Source organism: Lentzea kentuckyensis (assembly GCF_002150765.1).
GTDB lineage: Bacteria > Actinomycetota > Actinomycetes > Mycobacteriales > Pseudonocardiaceae > Lentzea > Lentzea kentuckyensis.
The window spans coordinates 48,655-71,126 of the sequence record NZ_MUYM01000014.1; the positions used below are offsets into that span (position 1 = coordinate 48,655).

The window sequence follows — 22,472 nt, forward strand, 5'->3', positions numbered from 1 at the left end:
CTCCTACGATAGGGAGGTCGTTCACCAACCACAAAGCATTACGACGGGTCGGAGCCGCGGAACGCGCCCCACCACAGGCCCAGCACGGCGGCGACCACCGTCGCGGTGATCCAGCCGATGAACCCGCTGCCGTCCAGGTAGGCCCAGAACATGCCGACGAACGGCGCGGGCACCATGAACACCGCGTCCACCCGCAGCTGGGCGAGCAGACCGCGCGGCGCCCGCGTCTCCGGATCGGGCTGCGCGGGGTTGTCGAGACGCCGGCCCCGCGGGTGCTTGGTCACCGCACGGCCGGACGGGTAGATCGTCACGCCGTCCACCACGGCGACCCGGCCACCGCGCAGTTCGACGTCGACCGGCGACGGCAACGTGACCAGCACCGGGTCGTAGAAGACGGGCAGCCACCGCTCGACCGGACCGTCGATCTCCAGCCACGACCGCACCATCAGCCCGGACTGCAACCGGATCCGCCGCACGGACACCGTGACCGGCTCACCCCGAACAGATCGCACCGCCAGCAGCACCCGCACCACACCGGCGAGGACCACCAGCAGTGCCACGGCCAACGAGAACGTCACGCCGCCCAGCGCGCGGTCTGCCTCCAGGAACAGGTCCGAGCCCGGAATCACGGCACGGGACGGATCCGCGGGATCGAACGCCACCTGCGTCTGCCGTCCCACGTACCGGGCGCCGTCCTCGTACGGGACGCGCGCGGAACCCGAAGGCCAGCGCACCTCGACGAAACCGTCCGAATAGGACACCACGGAACCGACCTCGCGAGACGTCATGGAGGCCAACGAGGCACGTGAGTCCGAATAGGACAGCCAGGAGAAGATTCCGACCACGAGGCAGACGAACAACACGATCGCCGTGGCGAGAACACCATGACGCAGCGCGCGAACCCGGGAACGCAACAAGAGAAGCTCCAAACAGAAACGAACGGCCCGGCGGGAAGCCCGCCGGGCCGTTCAACAGCTAACTACACGTCACTCGGTGAAGCCCATGTGGATGTAGTCGTACGGACGGTTCGCGAACGCGACGGCACCCATGTTGGCGACGTTGCTCTTGATCGCGACCGCGCCGGGCAGCTGGTAGAGCGGCAGCTGGTGGCCCAGCTCCCAGATCTTCTTGTCGGCCTCGTTGGCCAGAGCGGCGCGCTTGGTGTCGTCCAGCTCACCGTTCGCCTGCTCGAGCAGCTTGTTGACCTCGTCCGAACCGATGCGGCCGTAGTTCTGGTTGGTCGCGGCCGGGTCGAGCGAGTAGATGCCCTTGCTGTCCGAGATCGGCGTGGCCGAGGACAGCCAGCGGAAACCGGTCATGTCGAAGTTGCCGACGTTGACGAACTGCTTGAAGAAGTCGGTCGAAGGCACGGCCTGGACGTCGACCTTGGCGCCGATCTCCTTCAGCTGCGACTGCACGAGCTTCGCGATCTGGTCGGAAACCGGGTTCGGCGTCGGGATGACGTACCGGATCACCAGTTCCTTGCCGTCCTTCTTGCGGGTCTCGCCCTCGAGCTTCCAGCCCAGCTCGTCGAGCTGCTTCTTCGCGGCTTCCTTGTCGAACGACGCGACGGCCGAGTTGTCCTTGTACTCCTTCGTGCCGAGCAGGAAGAAGTGGTTACCCGTGACCTGCGCGTCACCCTTGAGCATCTGGCCGAGCAGCGCCTTGGCGATGACCTTGGGGTCGATGCCGCGCATCAGCGCGACGCGGAGCTTCGCGTCCTTGAGGATCGAGGAGTCCGCACCGTTGAACGTGATGTGCGAGTAGTCCGGCGTGATCGCCTGACGGATCGTGACACCCTGCATCGACTTGGCCCGCGTGAAGTTGTCGACGCTGGAACCGATGTCGAAGTAGTCGATCTGGCCGTTGGCGAGCGCGTCCGCGAGCGCGGTGCGGTCGACCTGACGGAACGTGATCTTCTCGAGCTTCGGCTTGTCGCCCCACCAGGCGGAGTCACGGACGACCGTGACGAGCTTGCCGGTGCGGTCGATCGTGCCGATCTTGAACGGACCGGCGGTGATCTTCGGGGCGTCGGCCCAGCCCTTGTTGAACTCCTCGGCCGAGGCCGACATCGCCTTCGGGTAGAGGGGCGAGAAGATGCCCTTCCACTCGGCGAACTTCTTCTTGAAGGTCACCTTGACGTCCTGGTCGGACGCGCCCTTCTCGACCTTCTCGATGTCCTCGTAGCCGGTGCTGCCGGCGATCTCGTAGGCCTTGTCGGTCCCGTTGAGGGACTTCCACATGGCCTCGAAGTCTTCCCAGGACAGCGGCTTGCCGTCCGACCACTTGGCCTTCGAGTTGATCTTGAACTCCAGGACCTGCGGGTCGCTGGAAGCCAGCTTCGCCTCGTCCAGGTAGTCCTTGTTGACCTCGATGGTCGAGTCGGGGAGCTGCTTGTACAGGTTCGGCATCATCGTGTCGATCATGCGACGACCATCGGCGACCGTGCCGTCGAGCTGGTTGTAGTTCCAGTTGTCCGGCAACTGGTCGACCGGCCAGCGGAACTCGCCGCCGTCCTTGACCTTGGACGCGTCCTGCGGGTTGATGTCCGCCTGACCGACCGTGCCCTCCGACCCCTTGAGCCCGGAGTCGGTCTTGCTGGGCCCCCCACACGCGGTAAGCGTGAGGGCGATCGCGGCCAGCGCGGTCACTCCCACCTTGGTACGTCGACTCACTGTCGTGAACCTCCCTCGTGCCCGGACACCAGTTGCCGGGGACACTGTTCCTTCGTGCTCGCAGGTCTTCTTCTGAGGCGACGGGTGCATCAGAGGACCTGACGGATCTGGGCGAAGTGGCAGGCGGCCTCGTGGTCGGGGGCCTGCACCTCGCGCGGTGGTTCCAGCTCGATGCACGTGCGCTGCTGCTCGGGCGGCAGCGACGCGTGCAGGAAGCACCGGGTGCGGAACCGGCAGCCGGACGGCGGGTTCGCCGGGCTCGGCAGGTCGCCGGTGAGGAGAATCCTCTCCCGCTGGCGTTCCTTGACGGGGTCGGGGATCGGGATCGCCGACAGCAGTGCCTGCGTGTACGGGTGGCGCGGCGCGTCGAACACCGAGTCCACCTCGCCGATCTCGACGATCTTGCCCAGGTACATCACGGCGACCCGGTCCGCGATGTGGCGCACCACCGACAGGTCGTGCGCGACGAACAGGTAGGCCAGACCCAGCTTGGACTTCAGCTCCTCCAGCAGGTTGATGACACCCGCCTGGATGGACACGTCCAGCGCCGACACCGGCTCGTCGAGCACGACGAGCTTCGGTTCGAGCGCGAGGGCCCGCGCGATGCCGATGCGCTGACGCTGACCGCCGGAGAACTCACCGGGATAGCGCGACAGCTGCTCGGGCCGCAGGCCCACGAGCCGCATCAGTTCCGGCACGCGCCGGTTGATCTCGTCCTTGCCGTACCCGTGCACCTGCATGGGCTCGGCGATGACGTCGTTGATCGTGAGGCGCGGGTCGAGCGACGCCATCGGGTCCTGGAAGACCACCGACATGTCGCGGCGGATCTCCTTGCGGCGCTTGGAGTCCAAAGAGGACACGTTGGTGCCGAGGACCGAGATCTCGCCGCTCATCGGCTTTTCCAGGCCGAGGATCTCCATCAGGGTCGTGGTCTTGCCACAACCCGACTCGCCGACCAGGCCGAGGGTCTCGCCCTCGCGGATGTCGAACGTGATGCCCGCGACCGCGTGCACGGTGCCGACGCGGCGCTTGAACACCACGCCCTTGTTGACCGCGTACTCCTTGACCAGGTTGTCGAGGCCCAGCACGATCTCGCGCCGCTCGCGCGGCACCTTGGCGATCTCGGGCTCGTCGACGACCTCGGCACCGAAGATCTCGGCGGCGGCCTCGGCACCCTCGGCGTCGGTCGCGGCGATCTCGCCGGTCCTGATGCACGCGGCCTGGTGCTCGTCCGACCCGTCGACCTCGATCAGCGGCGGCTCGGCGGTGTGGCAGGCGTCGACGACCATCGGGCAGCGCGGCGCGAACGGACACCCCGGGGGGAGGTCCGTGAGCGACGGCGGCTGGCCGGTGATCGGGACGAGGGCCTGCTTCTCGCCGACGTCCAGGCGCGGGATCGAGCCGAGCAGACCGAGCGTGTACGGCATGCGCGGCTGCTGGTAGATCTCGTCGACCTTGCCCTTTTCCACGGCACGGCCCGCGTACATGACCATCAGCCGGTCCGCGAACCCGGCGACCACGCCGAGGTCGTGGGTGATGATCACGATGCCCGCGCCGGTGACTTCCTGCGCGGTTTCGAGCAGCTGCAGCACCTGCGCCTGCACCGTCACGTCGAGCGCGGTGGTCGGCTCGTCGGCGACGATCAGGTCGGGGTCGTTGGCGATCGCCATCGCGATCACCGCGCGCTGCCGCATGCCGCCGGAGAACTCGTGCGGGAACGCCTTGGCGCGTTCGACGGCGTTCGGGATGCCGACGAGGTCGAGCAGCTCGACCGCGCGCTTGCCGGCGGCCGCCTTGGACACGGCGCCCTTGCGGTGCACCAGGATCGCCTCGGCGATCTGGTCGCCGACGGTGTAGACCGGCGTGAGCGCGGACAGCGGGTCCTGGAACACCATCGAGATGCGGCGGCCGCGGATCTTCGACAGCTCCGAGTCGCTGCGGCCGATGAGCTCACGGCCCTGGAACTTGATGGAACCGGTGATGCGCGCCGACGAGGGCAGCAGGCCCATGACGGCGAGCGACGACACCGACTTGCCGGAACCGGACTCGCCGACGATGCCGAGCACCTCGCCGGGTGAGACGTGGTAGCTCAGCCCGCGCACGGCCTGCACGCGGCCGGACTCGCTCGGGAAGGACACGTGAAGGTCCTCGACCTGCAGCACCGGCCCCTCGACGACCGGGTCCACCGGCGCGTCGAACTGGATCTCCGAGGTGGTCATCAGGCGGCCTTCTCCTTGGTGTCCTTCTTCTCCTTGCGGCGCACGCGCGTGGAGGTGGGGTCGAGAGCGTCGCGAAGCCCGTCGCCGACCCAGTTCACCGCCAGCACGAACACGACGAGGAAGCCCGCCGGGAACAGGAACAGCCACGGGAAGGTCGTCGCGGACTCGGCGTTGAGCCCGATCAGGGTGCCGAGCGAGACGTCGGGAGACTGCACACCGAAGCCGAAGTAGCTCAGACCCGTCTCGGCGAGCACCGCCGAACCGACGTTGATGGTCGCGTCGATGATCAGCAGCGACGCCATGTTCGGCACGATGTGCTTGGCGATGATGGTCCGCGCGGGCTGGCCCATGAACTTGGCCGCCTTCACGAACTCGCGTTCCTTGAGCGTCAGCGTCATCCCGCGCACGATGCGCGCGGTGATCATCCACTGGAACGCCGCCAGCATGATCACCAGCAGGAACCACGACTTGCCCCGGAACCACGGGCTCAGGATGGCGATGATCAGGAACGACGGCAACACGAGCAGCAGGTCGACCACCCACATGAGCGCCTTGTCGGCGGCACCCATGAAGTAGCCGGCGGTCGCGCCGACGATCGCGGCCACGGTGGTAGAGATGAGCGCCACCAGCAGGCCGATGAGCAACGACTTCTGCAGCCCGCGCATCGTCAGCGCGAACATGTCGGTACCGATCTTGTCGGTGCCGAAGATGTGGTCGGCGTACGGCGGTTCGAGGAACGCGCTGTAGTCCTGCGTGTCGTAGGACCACTTCGACAGCAGCGGGCCGACGAACGCCAGCAGGTACATGCCCACGATGAGCACCAGGCCCACCAGTGCCAGCTTGTTGCGCAGGAAGCGGATGAACACGAGCCGACCACGCGTCATCGCCTTGCCCGGTTCGGGCGCCGCGTCGACGGGGCTGCCAGAGGCGGCGCCGGCGGTTCCCGCGGAGTCGCCCTCGTTGAGGATCACGGTCACGTCGTCGTCACCTTGCCTAGTTCACACGGATTCGGGGGTCGAGCGCGGCGTACAGCACGTCGGCGAGCCAGCCGGAGAACAGCACGCACACCGCGACGAACAGCGTCACCGTGGCCGTGATGTTCGTGTCCTGGGCCGAGATGCCGGTGACCAGCCAGTCACCCATGCCGAACCAGCCGAAGATCCGTTCGGTGAACGTGCCACCGACGACGAGCAGACCGAACCCGAACGCGAACAGCGTCGCCATCGGGATCAGCGCGGTGCGCAGGCCGTGCTTGAACAGCGCCTTGCGGCGGGTCAGGCCCTTGGCCTGGGCGGTGCGCAGGAAGTCGCTGCCCAGCACGTCGAGCATCGACGAGCGCTGGTAGCGGCTGTAGTAGGCGATCTGGCCGAGCGCGATCGTCAGCGTCGGTACGATCAGGTGCTGCAGCCGGTCGCCGAGGTGCTCGAACCAGTTGCCCTGGAAGCCCGGTGTCTCCTCGCCGACGAAGATCAGCAAGTTCGTGCCGATCGAGTCGTTGATGCCCTGGGCGCTCATCTTGAGCAGCGTGCCGAGCACGAACACGGGCGTCGAGAGAAGTATGAAGCTGAACAAGGTCGCGAAGTAGTCGCTGAACTTGTACTGCCTGATCGCGCTCACCACACCGAGCAGCACTCCGAACAGGATGCCGATCGTGATGCCGAGCAGGAACAGCCTCAGACTCACGCCGATCCGGCGGCCCAGTTCGTCGGTGATCGGGCGGTCGGTGATCGTGCGACCGAAGTCACCCTGCACCACACCGCTCATCCACGTCACGAACCGCTGCGGGATCGGCTGGTCGAGGTGCAGGTCTCGTTTCTTCGCCTCGATCGATGCCGCCGGTGGCGGTGGGTTGCGTTGTTGCAACACCCCGATCGGGTCAAAGGTGGCGGAGGCCAACGTGAACGCGAGGAACGTTGCCACGAGGGCAAGCACCACGTAGTTGACCAACCGCCGCAACAGAAATCCGGCCACCCGTGTTCAGTCCTCTCCCCGGTGGTTGCGACGTCGGCACACTGGATTGCAGTGGACGAGTTGCAAGAGATTAACCGCCGATCTGGCGGACCGCCGCCCACCCCCACCGATTCGCGGGGGCCCACTGACCGGGCCATAGTCACCCATGCGTGGCGTTATGCACGGGCGAACTGCCACATCAACAGTTGACTCTCGGCGATTGTGTGTCCAAGCGTGACCATTGTGCGTCCGGATCGCTGTAATTCACCGTGAAGTAACTCTCGCGCCACGGATGGATGTGACGCATCCGGGTGAATGCATTGGCCGGAAGATGTGGGACAAGCAGCGCAATGTGATCCGAAACCGGGCATCACGCTGCGGAGCGCGTTAGGTGTGCTCGGTTACTGTATCGATCACTGGGCCGTCCAGCGGACCGGGAGGTCGGCCACTCCGCCGACCAGCTGTTCCGTCCTCGGGCGCAGTTCAGCGATGTCCACAGCTAGCCCGAACGTCTCAAACCGTCCGGTGAGGGCGCGGAAGACCTCGGTCAGCTCGACCCTGGCGAGCGGGGCGCCGATGCAGAACCTCGGGCCGTGGCCGAACGTGAGGTGCGGGTTGGACTCGCGCTGGGCGAAGGTCTCCGGCTCCGGGAACCTGACCTCGTCCCGGTTGGCCTGGTCGATGCCGAGCAACACCAGGTCGCCCTGCGGGATCCGGACGCCTTCGACCTCGATGTCGGCCATCGCGTACCGGGGCAGGCCGGAGTCCTCGCTGCGGATCGACGTGAGTGAGCGGTGGCGCAGGATCTCCTCGACGGCGCTGGGGATGCTCTCGGGGTCTCGCCTGAGCGCGTCCCACTGGTCCGGGTTGATGCTCAGCAGCATGACGCCGCGGTCGATGGCGGACACGGTCGTCTCGTGGCCCGCGAACAGCAGGCCGGCACTGAGCTGGGCGATCTGCTCGTCCGCCGCGGTGCCGACGAGGCGGGTGATGACGTCGTCGCCGGGGTCCTTCTTCTTACGCTGGACCAGCTCGTTCATGTAGGTCCAGAGGCTGGTGAAGCCTTCGATCGACTTCTGCGGGTCGTTGAGCGTGCTCATGGACTCCGACCAGCGGCGGAACTGGTCGCGATCCTCGTACGGAACGCCCAGCAGCTCGCAGATCACCAGGACCGGGAGCGGCAACGACACGAGCTCGTGGAAGTTCGCGGGCTGGGCGTGGGTGGTGAGGCCGTCGAGCAGGTCGTTGATCACCTGCCGGATCCGCGGGCGCAGCGACTCCATGTTCCTGGCGGAGAACTCCGGGGCCAGCATCTTGCGCATCCAGGCGTGGCGCTCGTTCTCCTCCTGTTCGGTGGCCTGGTGCGGCCGGCCCAGGAGCACGGAGTCGGTGAACCTCGGGGCGTTGTCCGGGTCGGTGTGGCCGCGGCCGAGTCTGCGGTCCGCCAGCAGCGTCTTGACCTGGTCGTATCCGGTGACGAGCCAGGCTTCGTCGCCGGCCGGGGTGGGTACGCGTTTGATCGGCATCGCCAGGCTCCCTTAACGGTCGTACGTGACGCGTCGTCGTCGGTGTGCCAGCGGGGATCCCCCCAACTTCCAGCCTACCGCCGAAAGCTGCTGGTCAGGCCGCGAGTTCGGGGATCTGTGGATAACTCAGTGCCTGTGGACAACTCAGGCATTGTCGATCTTGCCGCGGCGGGACCGTCGGTGCGGGATGGGACGATTTGAGTGGGGGCCTCGGGCTCCCGGGAGGGGGGCGAGGCCGGATCGATTCCGAGATGGGCGGCGGCTCAACCGGTTGCACTCAACGACGTCCGGGATCGTCGATCGGTTGCAGGCGCGCGGACTGGTGACGTGGGAGACCGACCCGCAGGACCGTCGCTACACACGGGTGCAGGTGACCGCGCCGATGCAGCAGTACAAGCAGAACCTGGTGGAAGGCCCGTAGGGAAGGCTCACCCTGGCGCTGGAGACGGCGTCCCCGGCCGAACGCAAAGCCGTGCTGGACGGCCTGGAAACCCTGCGCGCCCTGCTGGCCCGGTGACCAGCTAGGTGAGCCGCTACGTGAGCCGCCACAGCCGGCCGCCCGCGATCACGAACACCTGATCGCCCGCCTTCTCCGCCGCCACGACCTCGCCGGTGGGGCCGTCCGCCGGCCGTTCGTCCTTTTCGGACACGAGCTTGACGCCGCCGTGGTCGACGATCAGGGTCGGGACGCCGCCCAGCAGGACGGGGGCGGCGAGGTTCTGATTGTCGGCGACCGGGATGTCCGGGGTGGTCAGCTTCTTCCAGTCCGAGCCCGAACCCGACCACCAGGCCAGTTTGCCCTTGCCGCGGCCGACGACGTGGCAGGTGCCGTCCCAGCAGCGGGCGGCCAGCGCGGCGTCGCCGTCCGGGAGCACCGCGGTCGTCCAGGTCTTGCCGTCGAACCGCCAGACGGCCGCGCTCACCGCGCCTTTGGCGATCTGCCAGCCGACGACCAGCGCGCCGTCGCCGTCCGGGGTGACGGCCAGCGGGAAGCGGAGGAGTTCCTGCGAGCTCTCCAGGACGGTTCCGGCGGAGGGCTGGCGGCTCCAGGTGTCCGCGGCGTAGGTCCACGCCGCGATGTCGAGGCCCGCCTTGGCGCTCTGCCAGGTGCCGATGATCAGCGGGCCCCCGGCCGTGCGGACCGGGCCGATCAGCTCGCCCGCGCCGTAGCCGCCGAACGTGCTGAAGCCCTGCGGCTTCTCGACGACCTGGGCGGTGTCGCCGGTCCAGGCGCTCCACCGGACGTTGCCGTGCGCGCCGCCGCGTTCGCCGCCGACGCCGGTGATCGTGGTGCCGTCGGAGGTGATGCCGTACCAGTGCGCTTCCCTGCCGTACGGGGTCGCGGGGGTGAGCCTCGCGTTGCTCAGCTTGCCGTCCTTGGTGCGGACGACCAGTTCCGGATGGTCGGACGGGCGAGTGCCGATCACCAGCATGTCGCCGTGCGTGCCCAACGCCTCCGGGGTCGCCGTGAGGTCGACGGCGGTGAAGCCGACACCGCCGTCCCCACCCGAGGAGCAGCCGGTGAGGACAAGCAGAACCGCGAGCATCAGCCTCCGCATGCGCGCCAGTATGACCACATGCGCCCCGAATCCGGTCAGGTGTTGCACTTCTCCGAAGATCCTTCGATCACCAGGTTCGTGCCGCACCTCGCGGCCACCGCGCAGCAGCCTGGCGAGTACGTGTGGACGGTGGGCTGGGACCGGTCCCCCGACTACTGGTTTCCGCGGCAGTGCCCGCGGGTGATGGCGTGGACGACCTCCGGCACCACCGACGACGACCGCGAGCGGATCATCGGGCCCGGCTGCGGGGTCAGGGTGCACGCGGTCGAGTACGGGTGGCTGGAGCGGATGCGAACCGTCGAGCTGTACGCGTACCGGTTCGACGCGGGGCCGTTCCAGCCGTTCGGAGAGGACGGGGAGGGGCGCGGGTTCGCGATGGTGGCGAGCGAGCCCGTCACCCCGCTGGGGCCCGCCGAGAGGGTCGGTGACCTGTTCGAGTTGCACGAACAGGCGGGGATCGCGCTGCGGGTGCTGCCGGACCTGTGGCCGTTCTGGGACGCGGTGACCGCGAGCACGTTGGAGTGGAGCGGTATCCGGTTGAGGAACGCTCTGAAACGTCGGGTGGAATGATCTGCGCCCATGCGGGTGCTGCTGGTGGAGGACGACGAGCCGATCGCGGAATCGCTCACACGCGGGTTGTCCCGCTACGGGTTCGACGTCCATTGGGTGCGCACGGGTACTGAGGCGCTCACGGCCGACGACTTCGTGCTGGCGCTCGTCGACCTCGGACTGCCCGACATGGACGGCCTGGACGTCTGCCGTGAGCTGCGTGCACGCGGTGACGTGCCGATCATCGTGATCAGCGCACGGTCCGACGAGGTCGATCGGATCGTGGGGCTGGAGATCGGCGCCGACGACTACGTCACCAAACCGTTCGGCGTGCGTGAGGTCGTCGCACGGATTCGCGCGGTCATGCGGCGTGCGCAGCCCACGCAGAAAGAACCGCCGCAGGAGCACGGACGGCTGCGGATCGACCGGCGCGGGCGGCGGGTGCACCTCGACGGCGGTGAGCTGGAGCTGACGCCGAAGGAGTTCGACCTGCTGGCGTTCCTGGCCGAGGAGCCGGGCGCGGTGTTCACCCGCGAGCAGATCATGGAGGCGGTGTGGGACGAGAACTGGTTCGGCCCCACCAAGACGCTGGACGTGCACGTGGGGGTGCTGCGCCGCAAGCTCGGTGACGCGGCCTCGCTCGAAACGGTGCGCGGTGTGGGCTTCCGGCTGGTGCTCACGTGATCCGGCAGCTCGCCTGGAGCTACGTGCTCCTGGTCGCGGTCGCGATCGCGGCGTTCACCGTGCCGGTGGCGTTCACGCTGAACAACCAGCTCTTCGGCGATGCGGAGAACACCGCGCGGCGCGAGGCCCAGACCGCCGCGCTGCTGCTGGCCTCCGGCGACACGCGGTCGTTGAGCGCGTTGATAGACGCCTACGAACGGCAGACGCTCGGCCGGATCGACGTCCTCGGACCGGAACCGGAGAACAAGATCTGGGACTCCGAGGGTCTGAAGCTCACCGTGCAGGCCAAGCAGCCGGACGGCACGGTCGTCGGCGCGATCCGGCTGTCCTATCCGGACGGTCCGATCATCGACCGGCTGTGGTACATCTGGGGTTTCCGGGCCGCGCTCGCGGTCGGGGTGCTGATCATCGCGGCGTTCCTCGGGCTGTGGCTGGCCCGGCGGGTCACCCGGCCGTTGCGCGAGCTGAACGACATGGCGGCACGGCTGCGCGACGGCGACCTGACCGCGCGCGCCGAGGAGACCGGGCCGCCGGAGACCCGCACGCTCGCCCGCACGCTGAACACCGCGACCGAGATGATCGACACGCTGGTCGGCTCGCAGCGGGCGTTCATCGGTGACGCCTCGCACCAGCTGCGCACCCCGCTGACAGCGTTGCGGCTGTCGCTCGACAACGTGGCCGACGGCGTCGACGACCCGCACGTGCGCGAGGACGTCGAGATGGCGACCGCCGAGGTCGTGCGGATGTCACGGCTGGTCAACGGCTTGCTCGCGCTGGCCCGCGCGGAGGCCGACGTCGCCCACCCCGAACCCGTGCAGGTGCTCGACGTCGTCGCCGAACGGTTCACCGCCTGGCGCGCCGCCGCCGACGAACGTTCGATCTCGCTGGTCAGCGAGGGCTTCGACATCCGGGTCCTGGCGACGCCGGGACACCTCGAGCAGGTACTGGACAACGTGCTGTCCAACGCGCTGGAGGTGTCCCCCGACGGCGCCACGATCCTCGTCCGCACCACCCGCCCGGGCCTGGTCGAGATCATCGACTCGGGGCCGGGACTGCCCGACGCGGAACGCGCGCGGGCGTTCGACCGGTTCTGGCGCGGTCAGGGCCTGACCGGCAAGGGCGGGTCCGGTCTCGGCCTCGCGATCGTGAAGCAGCTCGTCACCGACGACGGCGGCGCGGTGTCGCTGGAGGCCGCGTCCGGTGGCGGGCTGTGCGTGCGGATCAGACTTTCTCCGGCATAGCCGACGAGTGGTGGTTCACGATGAGCCACTTCCCATCGATCTTCTCGTAGACGAACGTGTAGCGGGCGTCCACAGTGGTCGGATTGCCGTCCTGGGTGAGCGCGAACCGGTAGGTGCCCGCGTCGATCGCGTCGTCGGCGTTGAGCACCGCGACGTGCGAGTCGAGGATGGTGCCGCTCGGCTTGCTCTTCAGGAACTTCACGAAGTAATCGACGATCTCGGCGCGGGTGGACCGCACCTGGTTCGACACCGTGGGCAGCAGGACCGCATTCGGAGCGTAGCGGTCGGCCACCTTCTGGGGGTCACCCGTCGCGAGGGCTGCGTTCCAGTCGACGAACAGCGCCTTGATCTGCTCGTCGCTCGGCTTCGTGGCCGCGTTGGCGGTCGTCTGCGCTGGGGCGCTGGAGCAACCGGCAACGAGAGCGGCAACTCCGGCCAGTCCGACAGCTCCCAGGATGCTCTTACGCAATGTCATCACCCATCCGATCGTGTGGCTGTTGAGATCCACTATCGGGTTAGGCGGGGAAGCGTTCGGACAGGAGCGGTCCAGCGTTCGGACAAGCTTCTGGAAAGCCTGGTAAACCTGGACGTATGGGACTTCTCAGCGGAATGATGGGGAACGCGTCGAAGCTCGACCCGAGGGCGGCCGCGCAGGAGTTCGGGCGGCTGCTGTCACAGGGGGAACAGATCCACGCGGCCTACCAGTTGGTGCGCGACTCGTTCCTGTTCACCGACCGGCGGTTGATCCTGGTCGACAAACAGGGCATGACCGGTAAGAAGGTCGAATACCACTCGGTGCCCTACAAGGCGATCACGCAGTTCTCAGTCGAGACGGCCGGCCATTTCGACCTCGACGCGGAGCTGAAGATCTGGGTCTCCAGCAGTGACGTGCCGATCTCCAAGCAGTTCGGCAAGGGCGTCGACGTTTACGAGGTGCAGGCGCTGCTGGCCGCCTTCGTGCGGTAGGAACACCACGGCGACCTCCGCCAGCGCCAGCAGGAGCGCGGTGACCACGTGGCTGGTGTCCAGCAGGACGTTCAGCACGGTCAGGACGGCGGGCGCGACCCGGCTGCGGACCAGCACTCGCATGATGACGGTGGCGCAGCGGGTGGTGGACATTTCCGTTCCCTTCCAACGTTTCCGGCTCTCACAGATACGTCGAACCACACCCGCTCGTTTCGACATTCCGGGCAGAAAAGTCTTGCCCCACAACGAAAAATCCCCCGCCGGCACGTGGCCTGCGGGGGATTTCGCTTGTGGGTTCTGGTGAGCAGCACTCACCGCGCCTGCAGCATCGGGCGGAACTTGTCGCGGTACGCCCACGCCAGACCGATCTCGGCGGCGACCACGACGATCGCGATCCCGAGGCCCGACGGCTCCAGGAACACGTGGATCAGGAAGATGTTCACGACCATCGGCGCCAGGATCGCCAGCGCCAGCGGCACGAACCGGCCGGCGACCAGCAGGACGCCCGCGACGAGCTGGACACCCGAGGCCAGCTGCAGCATGTAGCCGGTCGCGTAGAGGGCGGTCGTGAACGCCACCCCGGCGGGCGCCATCGTGCTGGGATCCGGTGCGGGCATGAAGTTCAGGAACCCGTTCAAGCCGGTCGTCGTGAACAGCAGACCGATCAGCACGCGGGTGACGATCGTGGCGTACCGGCCGACGGCGATCTTGCGGGTGGCAGGGGCGGCGGTGGCGGTCATCTCGGGTTCCTCCTGGGCTGTGGTGTCCTTCCACTGATGCGTCGAACGGCCACCACACCGGATCGACACATCACCCAGAAAAATCTTGAAAAGTTTCGCTCAGGTGCTGCGAGCTGCGCGAACGTACTCGGCGACCGGGCTGAGCTTGAGCCAGTCCGGCAGGCCGCGCACCACCCACCGCGGGCCGGTCAGCTCGATCGTGCCCGCGCGCACGGCGTCGAGCAGTTCGAACTCGCCCTCCCACATCCGGTAGAGCGTCGCGATGTCGGAGGCCAGGACCGCGTCGATTTCCAGGCCCGGATCGGTGTAGCAGACCGACGCATCGCCGGGTTCGACGACGAGCCAGAACGTGCGGTGACGGTCGTTGATGCGGATCTCGATGGTGGCGCGGCGGGTCAGCGTGCCGGTGTCGACCCGGCCGTGCATCCACCACATCAGCACCTCGGGGTCGAGTTCGTCGGCGCGCGGGTCGCCGAACGCGTACCGGGCGCCCCAGTCGGCGAGGCCGAACACCAAGGGCCGCAACGCCTGTCCGGCCGGCGTCAGCGAGTAGCCGTCACCGTTGCGCGTCACCAGGCCCGCGGTGGCGAGCTGCCGCAGCCGGCGGGACAGCAGGGCGCGCGAGAGTCCCGGCAGGCCTCGCGAGAGCTCGTTGAAGCGCGAGGCACCGACGAGCATGTCGCGCACGATCAGCAACGTCCACCGGTCGCCCAGCACCTCGACGGCGCGAACGATCGGGCAGTACTGCGCATACGTCCTCACAGCGACAGCCTCCGCTCCACGTAGATCTTTTGCGGCGCTCGACGGCACAGTGCATAGGTCCTCACGAGGGAAGTCTCCGCCGCGGCGCCGGTTTCGTTACCGCCGTCCGGTTCACTTTCAGAACTACCTGCGGGGCTTGTCAGTTCTTACGTTCGTCGCATGACAACTCTTGAAACACCCCGGGTGACCGGCACCTTTCCGACCGTCACCAGAGACGACGACGCCAAGTTCGTGGAGATGGCCGCCCGCATCGGCGCCATTGCCGCGGCCAACGCGGCCGAGCACGATCGCGACGCGACGTTCGTGACCGAGGCGTACGAGGCCATGCGCGAGGAGGGCTACCTGGCGTTGGCCGTACCCGAGGACCTGGGCGGGCTCGGCGCCACGATGCGCCAGGTCTGCTACGCCCAGGCCGAGCTCGCCCGGCACGACGGCGCCACCGCCCTGGCCGTCACCATGCACCTGTACCTGACGCTGATGCAGGGATACCGCAGACGCAAGGGCGCGCCGGACGCGGAGGGCGTGCTGCGGCGCGTGGCCGCGGAAGGCCTGGTCATCGCGACCAGCGGCGGATCGGACTGGCTGTGGCCCACGACCACGGCGACGGCGGTCGACGGCGGGTTCCTGGTGTCCGGGCGCAAGTCGTTCTGCAGCCAGTCACCGCGCGCGAACGTCGTGGCCACGTCGGCCGTTCTCGGCGAGGAGGTGCTGCACTTCAGCGCGCCGTTGAACGCCGACGGCGTGCGCATCGAGGAAACCTGGGACACGCTCGGCATGCGCGGCACGGCCAGCCACGACGTGGTGCTGGAGGACGTGTTCATCCCGGCCGAGAAGATCGCGGCACGGCGGCCGTACGGGGAGTTCGGCGTGCCCTTGTTCGCCGCTGTCGTCCACTTCGCGCCGGTGTGCGGGGCGACGTACTTCGGCATCGCGGCGGGTGCGCGGGACGTGGCCGTGCGGTCGACCTCGAAGAACGCCGTGCGGCAGATCGGGTTGATGGACTACAAGCTGCGCACCGCGTGGTGGTCGCTGATGGGCTCGATCGAGGAGCTCGGCGACGACTACACGGCCAACGCCGAGTCGACCGTCACGGTGATGCTGGCCAAGCGCCAGGCCGTCGTGGAGGCGATCGAGGTCGTGAACACCGCGATGGAGGTCCTGGGTGGACGGTCGTTCTTCCGGCGTTCACCGCTCGAACGCGCCTACCGCGACGTGCGCGCCGGGACGTTCCACCCGCTCACCCCGGAAGCCACACTCATGTACGCGGGCAAGGTCGCTCAGGGTGACTCAGGTGTCACGGAATAGGTTCAAGTTGTAGGCACGCCAAGGGTTTGCGAGTATTCGGGCCCGTCTCTTCTAAGGAGCGATTCCGGTGGCTACTCGCCTCAACCCGTATCTGCGCTTCGACGGCTCCGCGCGTCAGGCGATGGAGTTCTACCAGTCGGTCTTCGGCGGCGAGCTGAAGATGAACACCTTCGGCGAGTTCGGCATGCAGGACTCGCCGCAGGCCGACCAGATCATGCACGCGCAGCTGGAAACCGAGTCCGGCTACACGCTGATGGCCTCCGACACGCCGCCCGGCATGCCCTACCACCCCGGCGACACCATCACGATCTCCCTGTCGGGCGACGACGAGGTGCTGCGCGAGCACTTCGCCCAGCTCGCCGAGGGCGGCAAGATCGGTACGCCGCTGGAGAAGCAGATGTGGGGCGACGAGTACGGCGACCTGGTCGACCAGTTCGGCATCAGCTGGATGGTCAACATCGGCACACCGCGCTGACGGACCGTGGCGGGGCCGCCGTGGTGGCCCCGCCAGCCGTGCTGACGCATCATGTGGACCATGAGCGAGCGTCTGCGAGGAGTGGTCGACCAACTCGCGATCCGCCCTCACGAGCGGGTGCTGGAGATCGGCTGCGGTCAGGGCGTGGCTGCCACGATGGTGTGCCAGCTGCTGTCCACCGGCACCCTCACCGCGATCGACCGCTCGACGAAGATGGTCGAGGCCGCGACCCGCCGCAACGCCCCGTACGTGGCGTCCGGCAAGGCCGAGTTCCTGATCGCGTCGCTGGAGGACATGAACCTCGGCGACCGCCGGTTCGACCTGGTCTTCGCGGTGCGCGTCGGCCTGTTCCACCGCGATCCCAGCCGCGCGCACGAGCTGCTGCGCCCCTGGCTCGCACCGGGAGCGCGCGTGCTCTCGTTCTTCGACGTACCCGTTTAGCTCCTGCCGGGTCAGATCCGGCTGAGCAGGTCGCTGATCAGCTTCTTCGACGGCTCGACGCCGGCCGGCGACACGACCTCGACCTGCGTCTTGCCCTTGCGCGCGGCGACCGTGTGCTGGGCGGTCTCCGAACCGCCGGCCGTCACCTCGTAGGCCTCGTCCTGGAAGCCGTCGACGGCCTTGGCCTCCTCCGGCTTGCCCGCCGCGAACGACTTGGCCGTCGCGTTCGTCGTGAACCGCACCTCGACCGGCATGCCGGAACCCACGTACTTGCAGGTCGTTACCGCCTTCTCAACGGTCTCCTGCTGACCCTGCAGCCTGAGCCCGAGCGCCTTGCCGACGACGGACGAGTTGGCGTTGGCGCAGTTCGGGCCGTTGCCGGCGGGCTGTTCGACGGTGGTCGGGGTCTCCGGTGCCTGCGTCGGGGCGGCTTGCGGGGTGGACGTGCACGCGGCGAGCAGGAACGCGGCGGCGGCGAGGAGGGCGATGCGCACACCGGTACATCGGCGTTGCGCCGCCGCCGTGTTACCCCGACGCATGACCGTGCGCGTGTTCGTTCGAGCGTTTCGCGGCGAGCATGACCCGCGGAACGGTCACGACACCGACCAACGCTCCCAGTGCGGTCACCGCGGCCGCCGCCATCGCCGCGAACCGCACGGACACGCTCTCCGCGAGCCACGGCCCCGCGACCGCCCCGACGAGCGTCGCCAACGCCTCCACCGCCAGGAAGACCGCGGCGATCCGCCCCAGCACCTCGTTCGGCACCACTCGCTGCAAAGCGGTCTGCGGCGCGATCAGCGTGACCGATCCGAATGTCCCGATCACCACCGCGGCAGCCATCGCGACCCTGAGCTCCGCCGCGCTGAACAGCACCACGAATCCGGCAGCGGTCATCAACTGCGCCCCGGCGAGCGTCACGCGCAGCTCGATCCGGTCGAGCCACCGGACGAGCACCGCCCCGCCCAGAAATCCCACGCCGAGCGCGGAAAGCACCACCGCGACCTGCGTCGTCCCACCGAACCGCTGCACGCCGAACGGCACCAGCAGCGCGCTCAGCGACGCGTTGGCCATCAGGAACACGCCGCTCAACGGCAGCAACACCCGCGCCAACCTCAGTTCCCCCAACGCTTTCAACCCATCTCGCAAGCCCGGCCGTTCGGTACCGGATCCGGAACTCCCGCGAGTGCAGGCGATCGCGACGGCCGACAGGAGATAACTGGCGACATCCAGCGCCACCAGCACCTCGAACCCGGCCCACGCGAGCAGAGCTCCCCCGAGCACCGGCCCGACCAAGCGCACCACGCCGTCCGCGGCGGCGTTCCAGGAGTTGGCGCTGCTCAACGCCGGCCCGGTCCCCACCACCGCCGGCACGTGCGCCTGGGCTGCCGGCCGGAACACCACCGCCCCAACGCTTTCCGCGATCACGGCGACGTAGATCGCGACCGGTGTGCCGACCATCATCCCCGTGACGGCCGCAGCGCGGAACAGATCCGCCGCGATCATCACCCGCCGCCGGTCCCACCGATCGACCATCACCCCGGCGAACGGTCCGAGCAGCAACGCCGGCAGATACTCCACCGCGAGCGTCAACCCGGCGGCGAACACCGACCCGGTCAACGCGTAGACGTGCGCCGGCACCGCCACCACCAGCAACCACGACCCGAGCAGGCTGATCGTGCGCCCACCCCACAGGAACCGGAAGTCCCTCATCCCCCAGACACTCATACCCACAAGATAGAGACAGCACGGAAGTGTTCTGTCAAGATAGCCGTCGTGGACTCCCTGGGACCAACGCTGCGCTCTCTCCGTCAAGCCAGTGGCCGCACGGTCGCGTCGGTCGCGGCCGGCGCGGGCCTGTCCGTGCCGTACATCGCGAACCTCGAGAACGGGCGCGGCAATCCGACCACCGGCGCGCTCGCCAGGTTGGCCGGAGCGCTCGGCACCGAGCTGCGAATCTCGTTCGGGGAGTCCCAGGAAGCGCCTTCGCCACTACCGCAGACACTTGTGCGATTGCGGCGCACCGATCGGTTTCAGCGCGCGGTGACCGAGATCGACGCTGATCCGGCCGAGGTGATCGCCGCGCTGGCCGCGGTGGGGCGGGTCGTCGAGGCGGGTGAGCAGGACTGGTGGCGGTTGCTCGACGCGATGGTGTTGATCGCGCGGCATCCGGCTTGAGCCGCTCGCTCTCGGCGGATTTCCTGGAGTAGATGTACTTGGTCGACTGAACGCGGCTGATGGGTGGGCGCCGTCGAGTACGTGGTGACCGCGTTCAGTGTTGCAGTGATCAGACCACGGCGGCGGCGCTGCGGATAGGGCGGTGTTGTCGAGGATCTCGGCTTGGGCGAGCCGGGAGTGGTCATCGATGGCGGCGTGAACGTCGTCGCGACCAGGCCTCGACGGGAACCGGGACGCAGGCCGTGGGCGCGCCAGCCGCCTCCGGGTGGGATCTTCCCGATCTTCTTGACGTCCAGGTGGACGAGGTCGCCGGGGTGCGGGTGTTCGTAGCGGCGAGTGGCGGGTGGCGCGGATGCGTTGCCCGGTCAGCGGGTCACACTCGTCCAGCCGTGGCACGCCGTGCCGGGTCAGCACCCGTGACACGGTGCGGGCGGGGACGCCGGTGCGGGCACTGATCCGGACCGCCCGCAGCGCGGCTCACCACGTGGGCGCCTCCGGCGGTGGTGACTGACTTCAAGCCGACATACCGTCACCAACTTGTTGGCCAGCTACACCTAAGCACCTGGCCGAAAGTGGTATCCGAAACCTCTGGCCTCGCTGGGTGCCCACAGTGTCCTGCAAGTACCACCAACTCTTGATCGAATCGCCGTCAACTACACCCGATCTCGTCGCCGCTGCAGTGTTCTCAGAGGGAAGCGACCCCTGTTGGGTGTAGAAACACGCCTGTTGATGTTGAGTTGGTGGTACTTGCAGACGCCATGAGAGCCCAGGGCAGAGCGCCAGACGAGTAACGGACACAACTTCCGGCAGCCCGCTTAGAACGGCGGAGGGTCGCCGAGCACTGGTTCCGGTTCGCGGTGGTAGGTCTTTCCGGCCGGGCTGCGGAAGCAGAATCTGCCGGGCTTGGGCTGGGTGACTTCCCAGGCGGTGCGGTGCTTGACCCGGTGATGCCGTCGGCAGAACGCGCCGAGGTTGGCCGCCGAGGTGGTGCCCAGCGGGAACGGGACCGTGTGGTCGAGGTCGGTGTGCTGGGCCTGGCGGGTGCAACCCGGGAACCTGCACGTGCGATCACGAGTCCACACGAACCTGCGCAGCGCGGCGGGCGGACGATAGGTGGACGTGCCGAACTCCAGGGCCTCACCGGTCGCCGGATCGATGAGCAGACGACGCCAGGTGGAGTCCCCGGCCAGTTCACGAGCCAGGTCGGCGGTGATCGGCCCGTACCCGGCGAGTTCACCGGGCTGCTCGGACACGCCCATCAGCGTCGCCGCGGACACCGCGACATACAGCTCGACCTTGACCGCGCTGGTCTTGTCCGGCGTGGCGAGGATCAGGTCGGCGACCACATCAGCACGCACCTGGTCGAGGGTGCGCGGATCGGTCGGGCTCGTGGTCTGGCGGGCGATGGCGTCGACGCGGGCGTAGCAGGCGGTAGCGAGATGCGCGGGCAGATAAGCCCAGAACCGCGCCATGTCCTCCTCCAGCGCGTCAATCCCGGTGCACCGCTGCTTCTTGCGCTCCTCAGCCCGCTCCTTGTGCCCCTCCGGATCCACTCGCATCACGACCCGGCTGGTGAGCTGCCGCATCTGCGCTCCGGTCTGCTCCGGTGCCTTGGCCAGCACCCGCTCCTCCACCTCGGCCGCGAGATCAGCGGACAGCGGCCCGGTCTTGTCGTGCAGGACACGAGCCTTGTAGAGGTCGATCTCGCCCTTCTCCAACGCGTCCAGCGTCCGCGGCAACTTCGACGCAAGGTCAAGAGCCAGGGCGATCTGATCGCTGGTCCACCGCGACGTCCACCGCATCGCCGCCGCGATCTCGGCGTCGAAGAACTCCTCGCCTTCACACGCGATCGCATAGTCGGCGAGCACACGCAACGACTGCGCCTGATGATAGGCGATTTCCCTCTCGTGATAAGCCAGGGCATCGAGAACCTCGACCGCTTCCATACTTCAATTCTATTCTTGATCAAAAACCAAAATGACCAAATCCAGCCACTCAACAGGGTGAAACCCCAGCTCAGACATGCCGCCGTATAGCCCGTGCGTCGTTTTCTCTCTACGGCACGCAACCACTAGCAACCACGCACGCCCCCGGAACTCAAACAACGTAAATGGGCCACGCCCCGCAACCGCCCAATCAACGCAACCACAGAAATCCGTTCCGGCACACGCCCGACGAAGGAGGGCATGTGCCGGGTCGCCGCAAGGCGTGCCTGAAACAACTCTCAGCTCCAAAGCACTAGCGTCAGACACCGAGGGGGCCAAGCACATGAAGATCGTGATTCCAGGCGGCACCGGCCAGGTGGGCGGAGTGCTGAGCCGCGCGCTCAAAGCCGCGGGCCACGACGTGGTGATCATCAGCAGGAGCAGCGGCGTGCGGTGGGACGGCAGCACGCTCGGCGACTGGGCGGCCGAGATCGACGGCGCGGACGTCGTGATCAACCTGGCCGGGCGGAGCGTGAGCTGCCGGTACACGGCGGAGAACCTGCAGCAGATGATGCGGTCACGGGTGGATTCGGCGCGCGTGGTCGGGCAGGCGATCGCCAAGGCCGCGAACCCGCCGCGGGTGTGGCTGCAGATGAGCACGGCGACGATCTACGCGCATCGGTTCGACGCGCCGAACGACGAGAAGACCGGGATCATCGGCGGGCGTGAGCCCGGTGTGCCGGGGTACTGGGCGTACAGCGTCGAGATCGCCAAGCGGTGGGAAGCGGAGCTCGACGAGGCCGACACTCCGCACACCCGCAAAGTCGCACTCCGGGCGGCGATGGTGATGAGTCCGGACAAGGGCGGTGTGTTCGACTACCTGTCGTGGATGGCGCGGCTCGGCCTCGGCGGGCCGATCGCGGGCGGACGGCAATATGTCTCGTGGATCCACGACGACGACTTCGTGCGGGCGGTCGCGCTGCTGATCAGGGAGCCGATCGAGGGCGCGGTGAACCTCGCGGCACCGGATCCGTTGCCGCAGCGGGACTTCATGCGCGAGCTGCGGAAGGCCTGGCACCAGCCGGTCGGGCTGCCCGCGACGAGCTGGATGGCCGAGATCGGGGCGTTCGTGCTCAGGAGCGACACGGAGCTGCTGCTCAAGAGCCGCCGGGTCGTGCCGCAACGACTCACCGAGGCCGGATTCGAGTTCCACTTCCCGAACTGGCGGGAGGCGGCGCAGAATCTGGCCCAGAGGAGATCGCCCCAGCGCAGGAGGTGAG

General features: G+C 67.9%; 23 protein-coding genes and 1 pseudogene. 10 read left to right on the forward strand and 14 right to left on the reverse strand.

Annotated elements, in window-relative coordinates; genetic code table 11:
• Positions 1–38 precede the first annotated feature (38 nt).
• The 6 genes from B0F77_RS08165 to B0F77_RS08190 form a co-directional block, all read right to left on the reverse strand.
• A complete protein-coding gene (locus tag B0F77_RS08165; protein WP_143466632.1) occupies positions 39–917 on the reverse strand; it encodes a bifunctional DNA primase/polymerase in 879 nt (292 codons plus the stop codon).
• Positions 918–986: 69 nt separating this feature from the next.
• On the reverse strand, positions 987–2,675 hold the full coding sequence (locus B0F77_RS08170; protein WP_245847884.1) for an ABC transporter family substrate-binding protein: 1,689 nt from the start codon (positions 2,673–2,675) through the stop codon (positions 987–989).
• 89 nt (positions 2,676–2,764) lie between these two features.
• Complete coding sequence (locus tag B0F77_RS08175) at positions 2,765–4,894, reverse strand: dipeptide ABC transporter ATP-binding protein (protein WP_086662194.1); 2,130 nt, start codon at positions 4,892–4,894, stop codon at positions 2,765–2,767.
• Entirely contained in the window at positions 4,894–5,871 is a 978-nt protein-coding gene (locus B0F77_RS08180; protein ID WP_211293714.1) for an ABC transporter permease, read from the reverse strand. Before B0F77_RS08180 ends, B0F77_RS08175 begins: the two co-directional genes overlap by 1 nt.
• Positions 5,872–5,887: 16 nt before the next feature.
• Positions 5,888–6,865, reverse strand: a complete 978-nt coding sequence (locus B0F77_RS08185) for an ABC transporter permease (RefSeq protein WP_086662195.1) — start codon at positions 6,863–6,865, stop codon at positions 5,888–5,890.
• Positions 6,866–7,257: 392 nt separating this feature from the next.
• Complete coding sequence (locus B0F77_RS08190; protein ID WP_086662196.1) at positions 7,258–8,370, reverse strand: cytochrome P450; 1,113 nt, start codon at positions 8,368–8,370, stop codon at positions 7,258–7,260.
• A gap of 187 nt (positions 8,371–8,557) precedes the next feature.
• Here B0F77_RS08190 and B0F77_RS50505 point away from each other — a divergent pair, with 187 nt between their 5' ends.
• Positions 8,558–8,791, forward strand: a complete 234-nt coding sequence (locus B0F77_RS50505; protein ID WP_086662197.1) for a MarR family transcriptional regulator — start codon at positions 8,558–8,560, stop codon at positions 8,789–8,791.
• A 112-nt stretch (positions 8,792–8,903) separates the two neighbouring features.
• Here the strand turns inward: B0F77_RS50505 and B0F77_RS08200 are convergent, their stop codons facing one another.
• Positions 8,904–9,929, reverse strand: coding sequence for a hypothetical protein (locus B0F77_RS08200; RefSeq protein ID WP_143466633.1), 1,026 nt, complete (start codon positions 9,927–9,929; stop codon positions 8,904–8,906).
• A gap of 18 nt (positions 9,930–9,947) precedes the next feature.
• Between B0F77_RS08200 and B0F77_RS08205 the strand changes: the two genes are divergently transcribed.
• The 3 genes from B0F77_RS08205 to B0F77_RS08215 are packed head-to-tail and all read left to right on the forward strand — an operon-like array spanning position 9,948 to position 12,403.
• Positions 9,948–10,499, forward strand: coding sequence for a DUF6886 family protein (locus B0F77_RS08205; protein ID WP_086662199.1), 552 nt, complete (start codon positions 9,948–9,950; stop codon positions 10,497–10,499).
• A 9-nt stretch (positions 10,500–10,508) separates the two neighbouring features.
• Positions 10,509–11,162 carry a response regulator transcription factor gene (locus B0F77_RS08210; protein WP_086662200.1) on the forward strand — a complete coding sequence of 218 codons (654 nt, stop codon included), beginning with the start codon at positions 10,509–10,511 and terminating at the stop codon, positions 11,160–11,162.
• Positions 11,159–12,403, forward strand: coding sequence for a sensor histidine kinase (locus B0F77_RS08215; RefSeq protein ID WP_086662201.1), 1,245 nt, complete (start codon positions 11,159–11,161; stop codon positions 12,401–12,403). The genes B0F77_RS08210 and B0F77_RS08215 overlap by 4 nt, the downstream gene beginning before the upstream one ends.
• Here B0F77_RS08215 and B0F77_RS08220 read toward each other — a convergent pair.
• Positions 12,384–12,878: an SgcJ/EcaC family oxidoreductase gene (locus B0F77_RS08220; RefSeq protein WP_086662221.1), complete on the reverse strand. Its 495-nt coding sequence runs from the start codon at positions 12,876–12,878 to the stop codon at positions 12,384–12,386. The two genes, B0F77_RS08215 and B0F77_RS08220, sit on opposite strands and share 20 nt — an antisense overlap.
• 116 nt (positions 12,879–12,994) lie before the next feature.
• Here B0F77_RS08220 and B0F77_RS08225 point away from each other — a divergent pair, with 116 nt between their 5' ends.
• Complete coding sequence (locus B0F77_RS08225) at positions 12,995–13,369, forward strand: PH domain-containing protein (RefSeq protein ID WP_086662202.1); 375 nt, start codon at positions 12,995–12,997, stop codon at positions 13,367–13,369.
• Between the two features lie 311 nt (positions 13,370–13,680).
• Here the strand turns inward: B0F77_RS08225 and B0F77_RS08230 are convergent, their stop codons facing one another.
• Together B0F77_RS08230 and B0F77_RS08235 are read right to left on the reverse strand one after the other, a co-directional pair.
• Positions 13,681–14,109, reverse strand: a complete 429-nt coding sequence (locus B0F77_RS08230; RefSeq protein ID WP_086662222.1) for a DoxX family membrane protein — start codon at positions 14,107–14,109, stop codon at positions 13,681–13,683.
• 99 nt (positions 14,110–14,208) lie between these two features.
• Positions 14,209–14,871 (reverse strand): winged helix-turn-helix transcriptional regulator, encoded by a 663-nt coding sequence (locus B0F77_RS08235; RefSeq protein ID WP_086662203.1) that lies wholly within the window; start codon positions 14,869–14,871, stop codon positions 14,209–14,211.
• A gap of 159 nt (positions 14,872–15,030) precedes the next feature.
• Between B0F77_RS08235 and B0F77_RS08240 the strand changes: the two genes are divergently transcribed.
• The 3 genes from B0F77_RS08240 to B0F77_RS08250 all read left to right on the forward strand — a co-directional run bounded on the left by B0F77_RS08240 (position 15,031) and on the right by B0F77_RS08250 (position 17,092).
• Positions 15,031–16,176 (forward strand): acyl-CoA dehydrogenase family protein, encoded by a 1,146-nt coding sequence (locus tag B0F77_RS08240; protein ID WP_086662204.1) that lies wholly within the window; start codon positions 15,031–15,033, stop codon positions 16,174–16,176.
• A 67-nt stretch (positions 16,177–16,243) separates the two neighbouring features.
• Positions 16,244–16,651 carry a VOC family protein gene (locus tag B0F77_RS08245; protein WP_086662205.1) on the forward strand — a complete coding sequence of 136 codons (408 nt, stop codon included), beginning with the start codon at positions 16,244–16,246 and terminating at the stop codon, positions 16,649–16,651.
• Positions 16,652–16,711: 60 nt separating this feature from the next.
• A complete protein-coding gene (locus tag B0F77_RS08250; protein ID WP_158102643.1) occupies positions 16,712–17,092 on the forward strand; it encodes a class I SAM-dependent methyltransferase in 381 nt (126 codons plus the stop codon).
• An 11-nt stretch (positions 17,093–17,103) separates the two neighbouring features.
• Here B0F77_RS08250 and B0F77_RS08255 read toward each other — a convergent pair whose 3' ends face one another.
• Together B0F77_RS08255 and B0F77_RS08260 are read right to left on the reverse strand one after the other, a co-directional pair.
• Positions 17,104–17,631 (reverse strand): hypothetical protein, encoded by a 528-nt coding sequence (locus tag B0F77_RS08255; RefSeq protein ID WP_143466634.1) that lies wholly within the window; start codon positions 17,629–17,631, stop codon positions 17,104–17,106.
• Positions 17,618–18,817: an MFS transporter gene (locus B0F77_RS08260; RefSeq protein WP_086662208.1), complete on the reverse strand. Its 1,200-nt coding sequence runs from the start codon at positions 18,815–18,817 to the stop codon at positions 17,618–17,620. The genes B0F77_RS08255 and B0F77_RS08260 overlap by 14 nt, the downstream gene beginning before the upstream one ends.
• Positions 18,818–18,865: 48 nt before the next feature.
• Here B0F77_RS08260 and B0F77_RS08265 point away from each other — a divergent pair, with 48 nt between their 5' ends.
• Positions 18,866–19,267 (forward strand): helix-turn-helix domain-containing protein, encoded by a 402-nt coding sequence (locus tag B0F77_RS08265; protein WP_158102644.1) that lies wholly within the window; start codon positions 18,866–18,868, stop codon positions 19,265–19,267.
• 150 nt (positions 19,268–19,417) lie between these two features.
• Here B0F77_RS08265 and B0F77_RS49670 read toward each other — a convergent pair.
• Positions 19,418–19,723: pseudogene (locus B0F77_RS49670) on the reverse strand (IS481 family transposase); the annotation flags it as partial.
• Positions 19,724–20,082: 359 nt separating this feature from the next.
• Positions 20,083–21,213 carry an HNH endonuclease signature motif containing protein gene (locus tag B0F77_RS08270; RefSeq protein WP_086662209.1) on the reverse strand — a complete coding sequence of 377 codons (1,131 nt, stop codon included), beginning with the start codon at positions 21,211–21,213 and terminating at the stop codon, positions 20,083–20,085.
• Positions 21,214–21,535: 322 nt separating this feature from the next.
• Between B0F77_RS08270 and B0F77_RS08275 the strand changes: the two genes are divergently transcribed.
• Positions 21,536–22,471: a TIGR01777 family oxidoreductase gene (locus tag B0F77_RS08275; protein ID WP_086662210.1), complete on the forward strand. Its 936-nt coding sequence runs from the start codon at positions 21,536–21,538 to the stop codon at positions 22,469–22,471.
• Position 22,472 lies beyond the last annotated feature (1 nt).

Bases quoted from the DNA above. Each gene is read 5' to 3' on its own strand.
- B0F77_RS50505 (WP_086662197.1), top strand. From the start codon at position 8,558: ATGGGACGATTTGAGTGGGGGCCTCGGGCTCCCGGGAGGGGGGCGAGG.
- B0F77_RS08260 (WP_086662208.1), bottom strand. From the start codon at position 18,817: ATGAGTGTCTGGGGGATGAGGGACTTCCGGTTCCTGTGGGGTGGGCGC.
- B0F77_RS08255 (WP_143466634.1), bottom strand. From the start codon at position 17,631: ATGCGTCGGGGTAACACGGCGGCGGCGCAACGCCGATGTACCGGTGTG.
- B0F77_RS08250 (WP_158102643.1), top strand. From the start codon at position 16,712: ATGAGCGAGCGTCTGCGAGGAGTGGTCGACCAACTCGCGATCCGCCCT.
- B0F77_RS08190 (WP_086662196.1), bottom strand. From the start codon at position 8,370: ATGCCGATCAAACGCGTACCCACCCCGGCCGGCGACGAAGCCTGGCTC.
- B0F77_RS08200 (WP_143466633.1), bottom strand. From the start codon at position 9,929: ATGCGGAGGCTGATGCTCGCGGTTCTGCTTGTCCTCACCGGCTGCTCC.
- B0F77_RS08270 (WP_086662209.1), bottom strand. From the start codon at position 21,213: ATGGAAGCGGTCGAGGTTCTCGATGCCCTGGCTTATCACGAGAGGGAA.
- B0F77_RS08225 (WP_086662202.1), top strand. From the start codon at position 12,995: ATGGGACTTCTCAGCGGAATGATGGGGAACGCGTCGAAGCTCGACCCG.
- B0F77_RS08230 (WP_086662222.1), bottom strand. From the start codon at position 14,109: ATGACCGCCACCGCCGCCCCTGCCACCCGCAAGATCGCCGTCGGCCGG.
- B0F77_RS08210 (WP_086662200.1), top strand. From the start codon at position 10,509: ATGCGGGTGCTGCTGGTGGAGGACGACGAGCCGATCGCGGAATCGCTC.
- B0F77_RS08220 (WP_086662221.1), bottom strand. From the start codon at position 12,878: ATGACATTGCGTAAGAGCATCCTGGGAGCTGTCGGACTGGCCGGAGTT.
- B0F77_RS08175 (WP_086662194.1), bottom strand. From the start codon at position 4,894: ATGACCACCTCGGAGATCCAGTTCGACGCGCCGGTGGACCCGGTCGTC.
- B0F77_RS08240 (WP_086662204.1), top strand. From the start codon at position 15,031: ATGACAACTCTTGAAACACCCCGGGTGACCGGCACCTTTCCGACCGTC.
- B0F77_RS08205 (WP_086662199.1), top strand. From the start codon at position 9,948: ATGCGCCCCGAATCCGGTCAGGTGTTGCACTTCTCCGAAGATCCTTCG.
- B0F77_RS08275 (WP_086662210.1), top strand. From the start codon at position 21,536: ATGAAGATCGTGATTCCAGGCGGCACCGGCCAGGTGGGCGGAGTGCTG.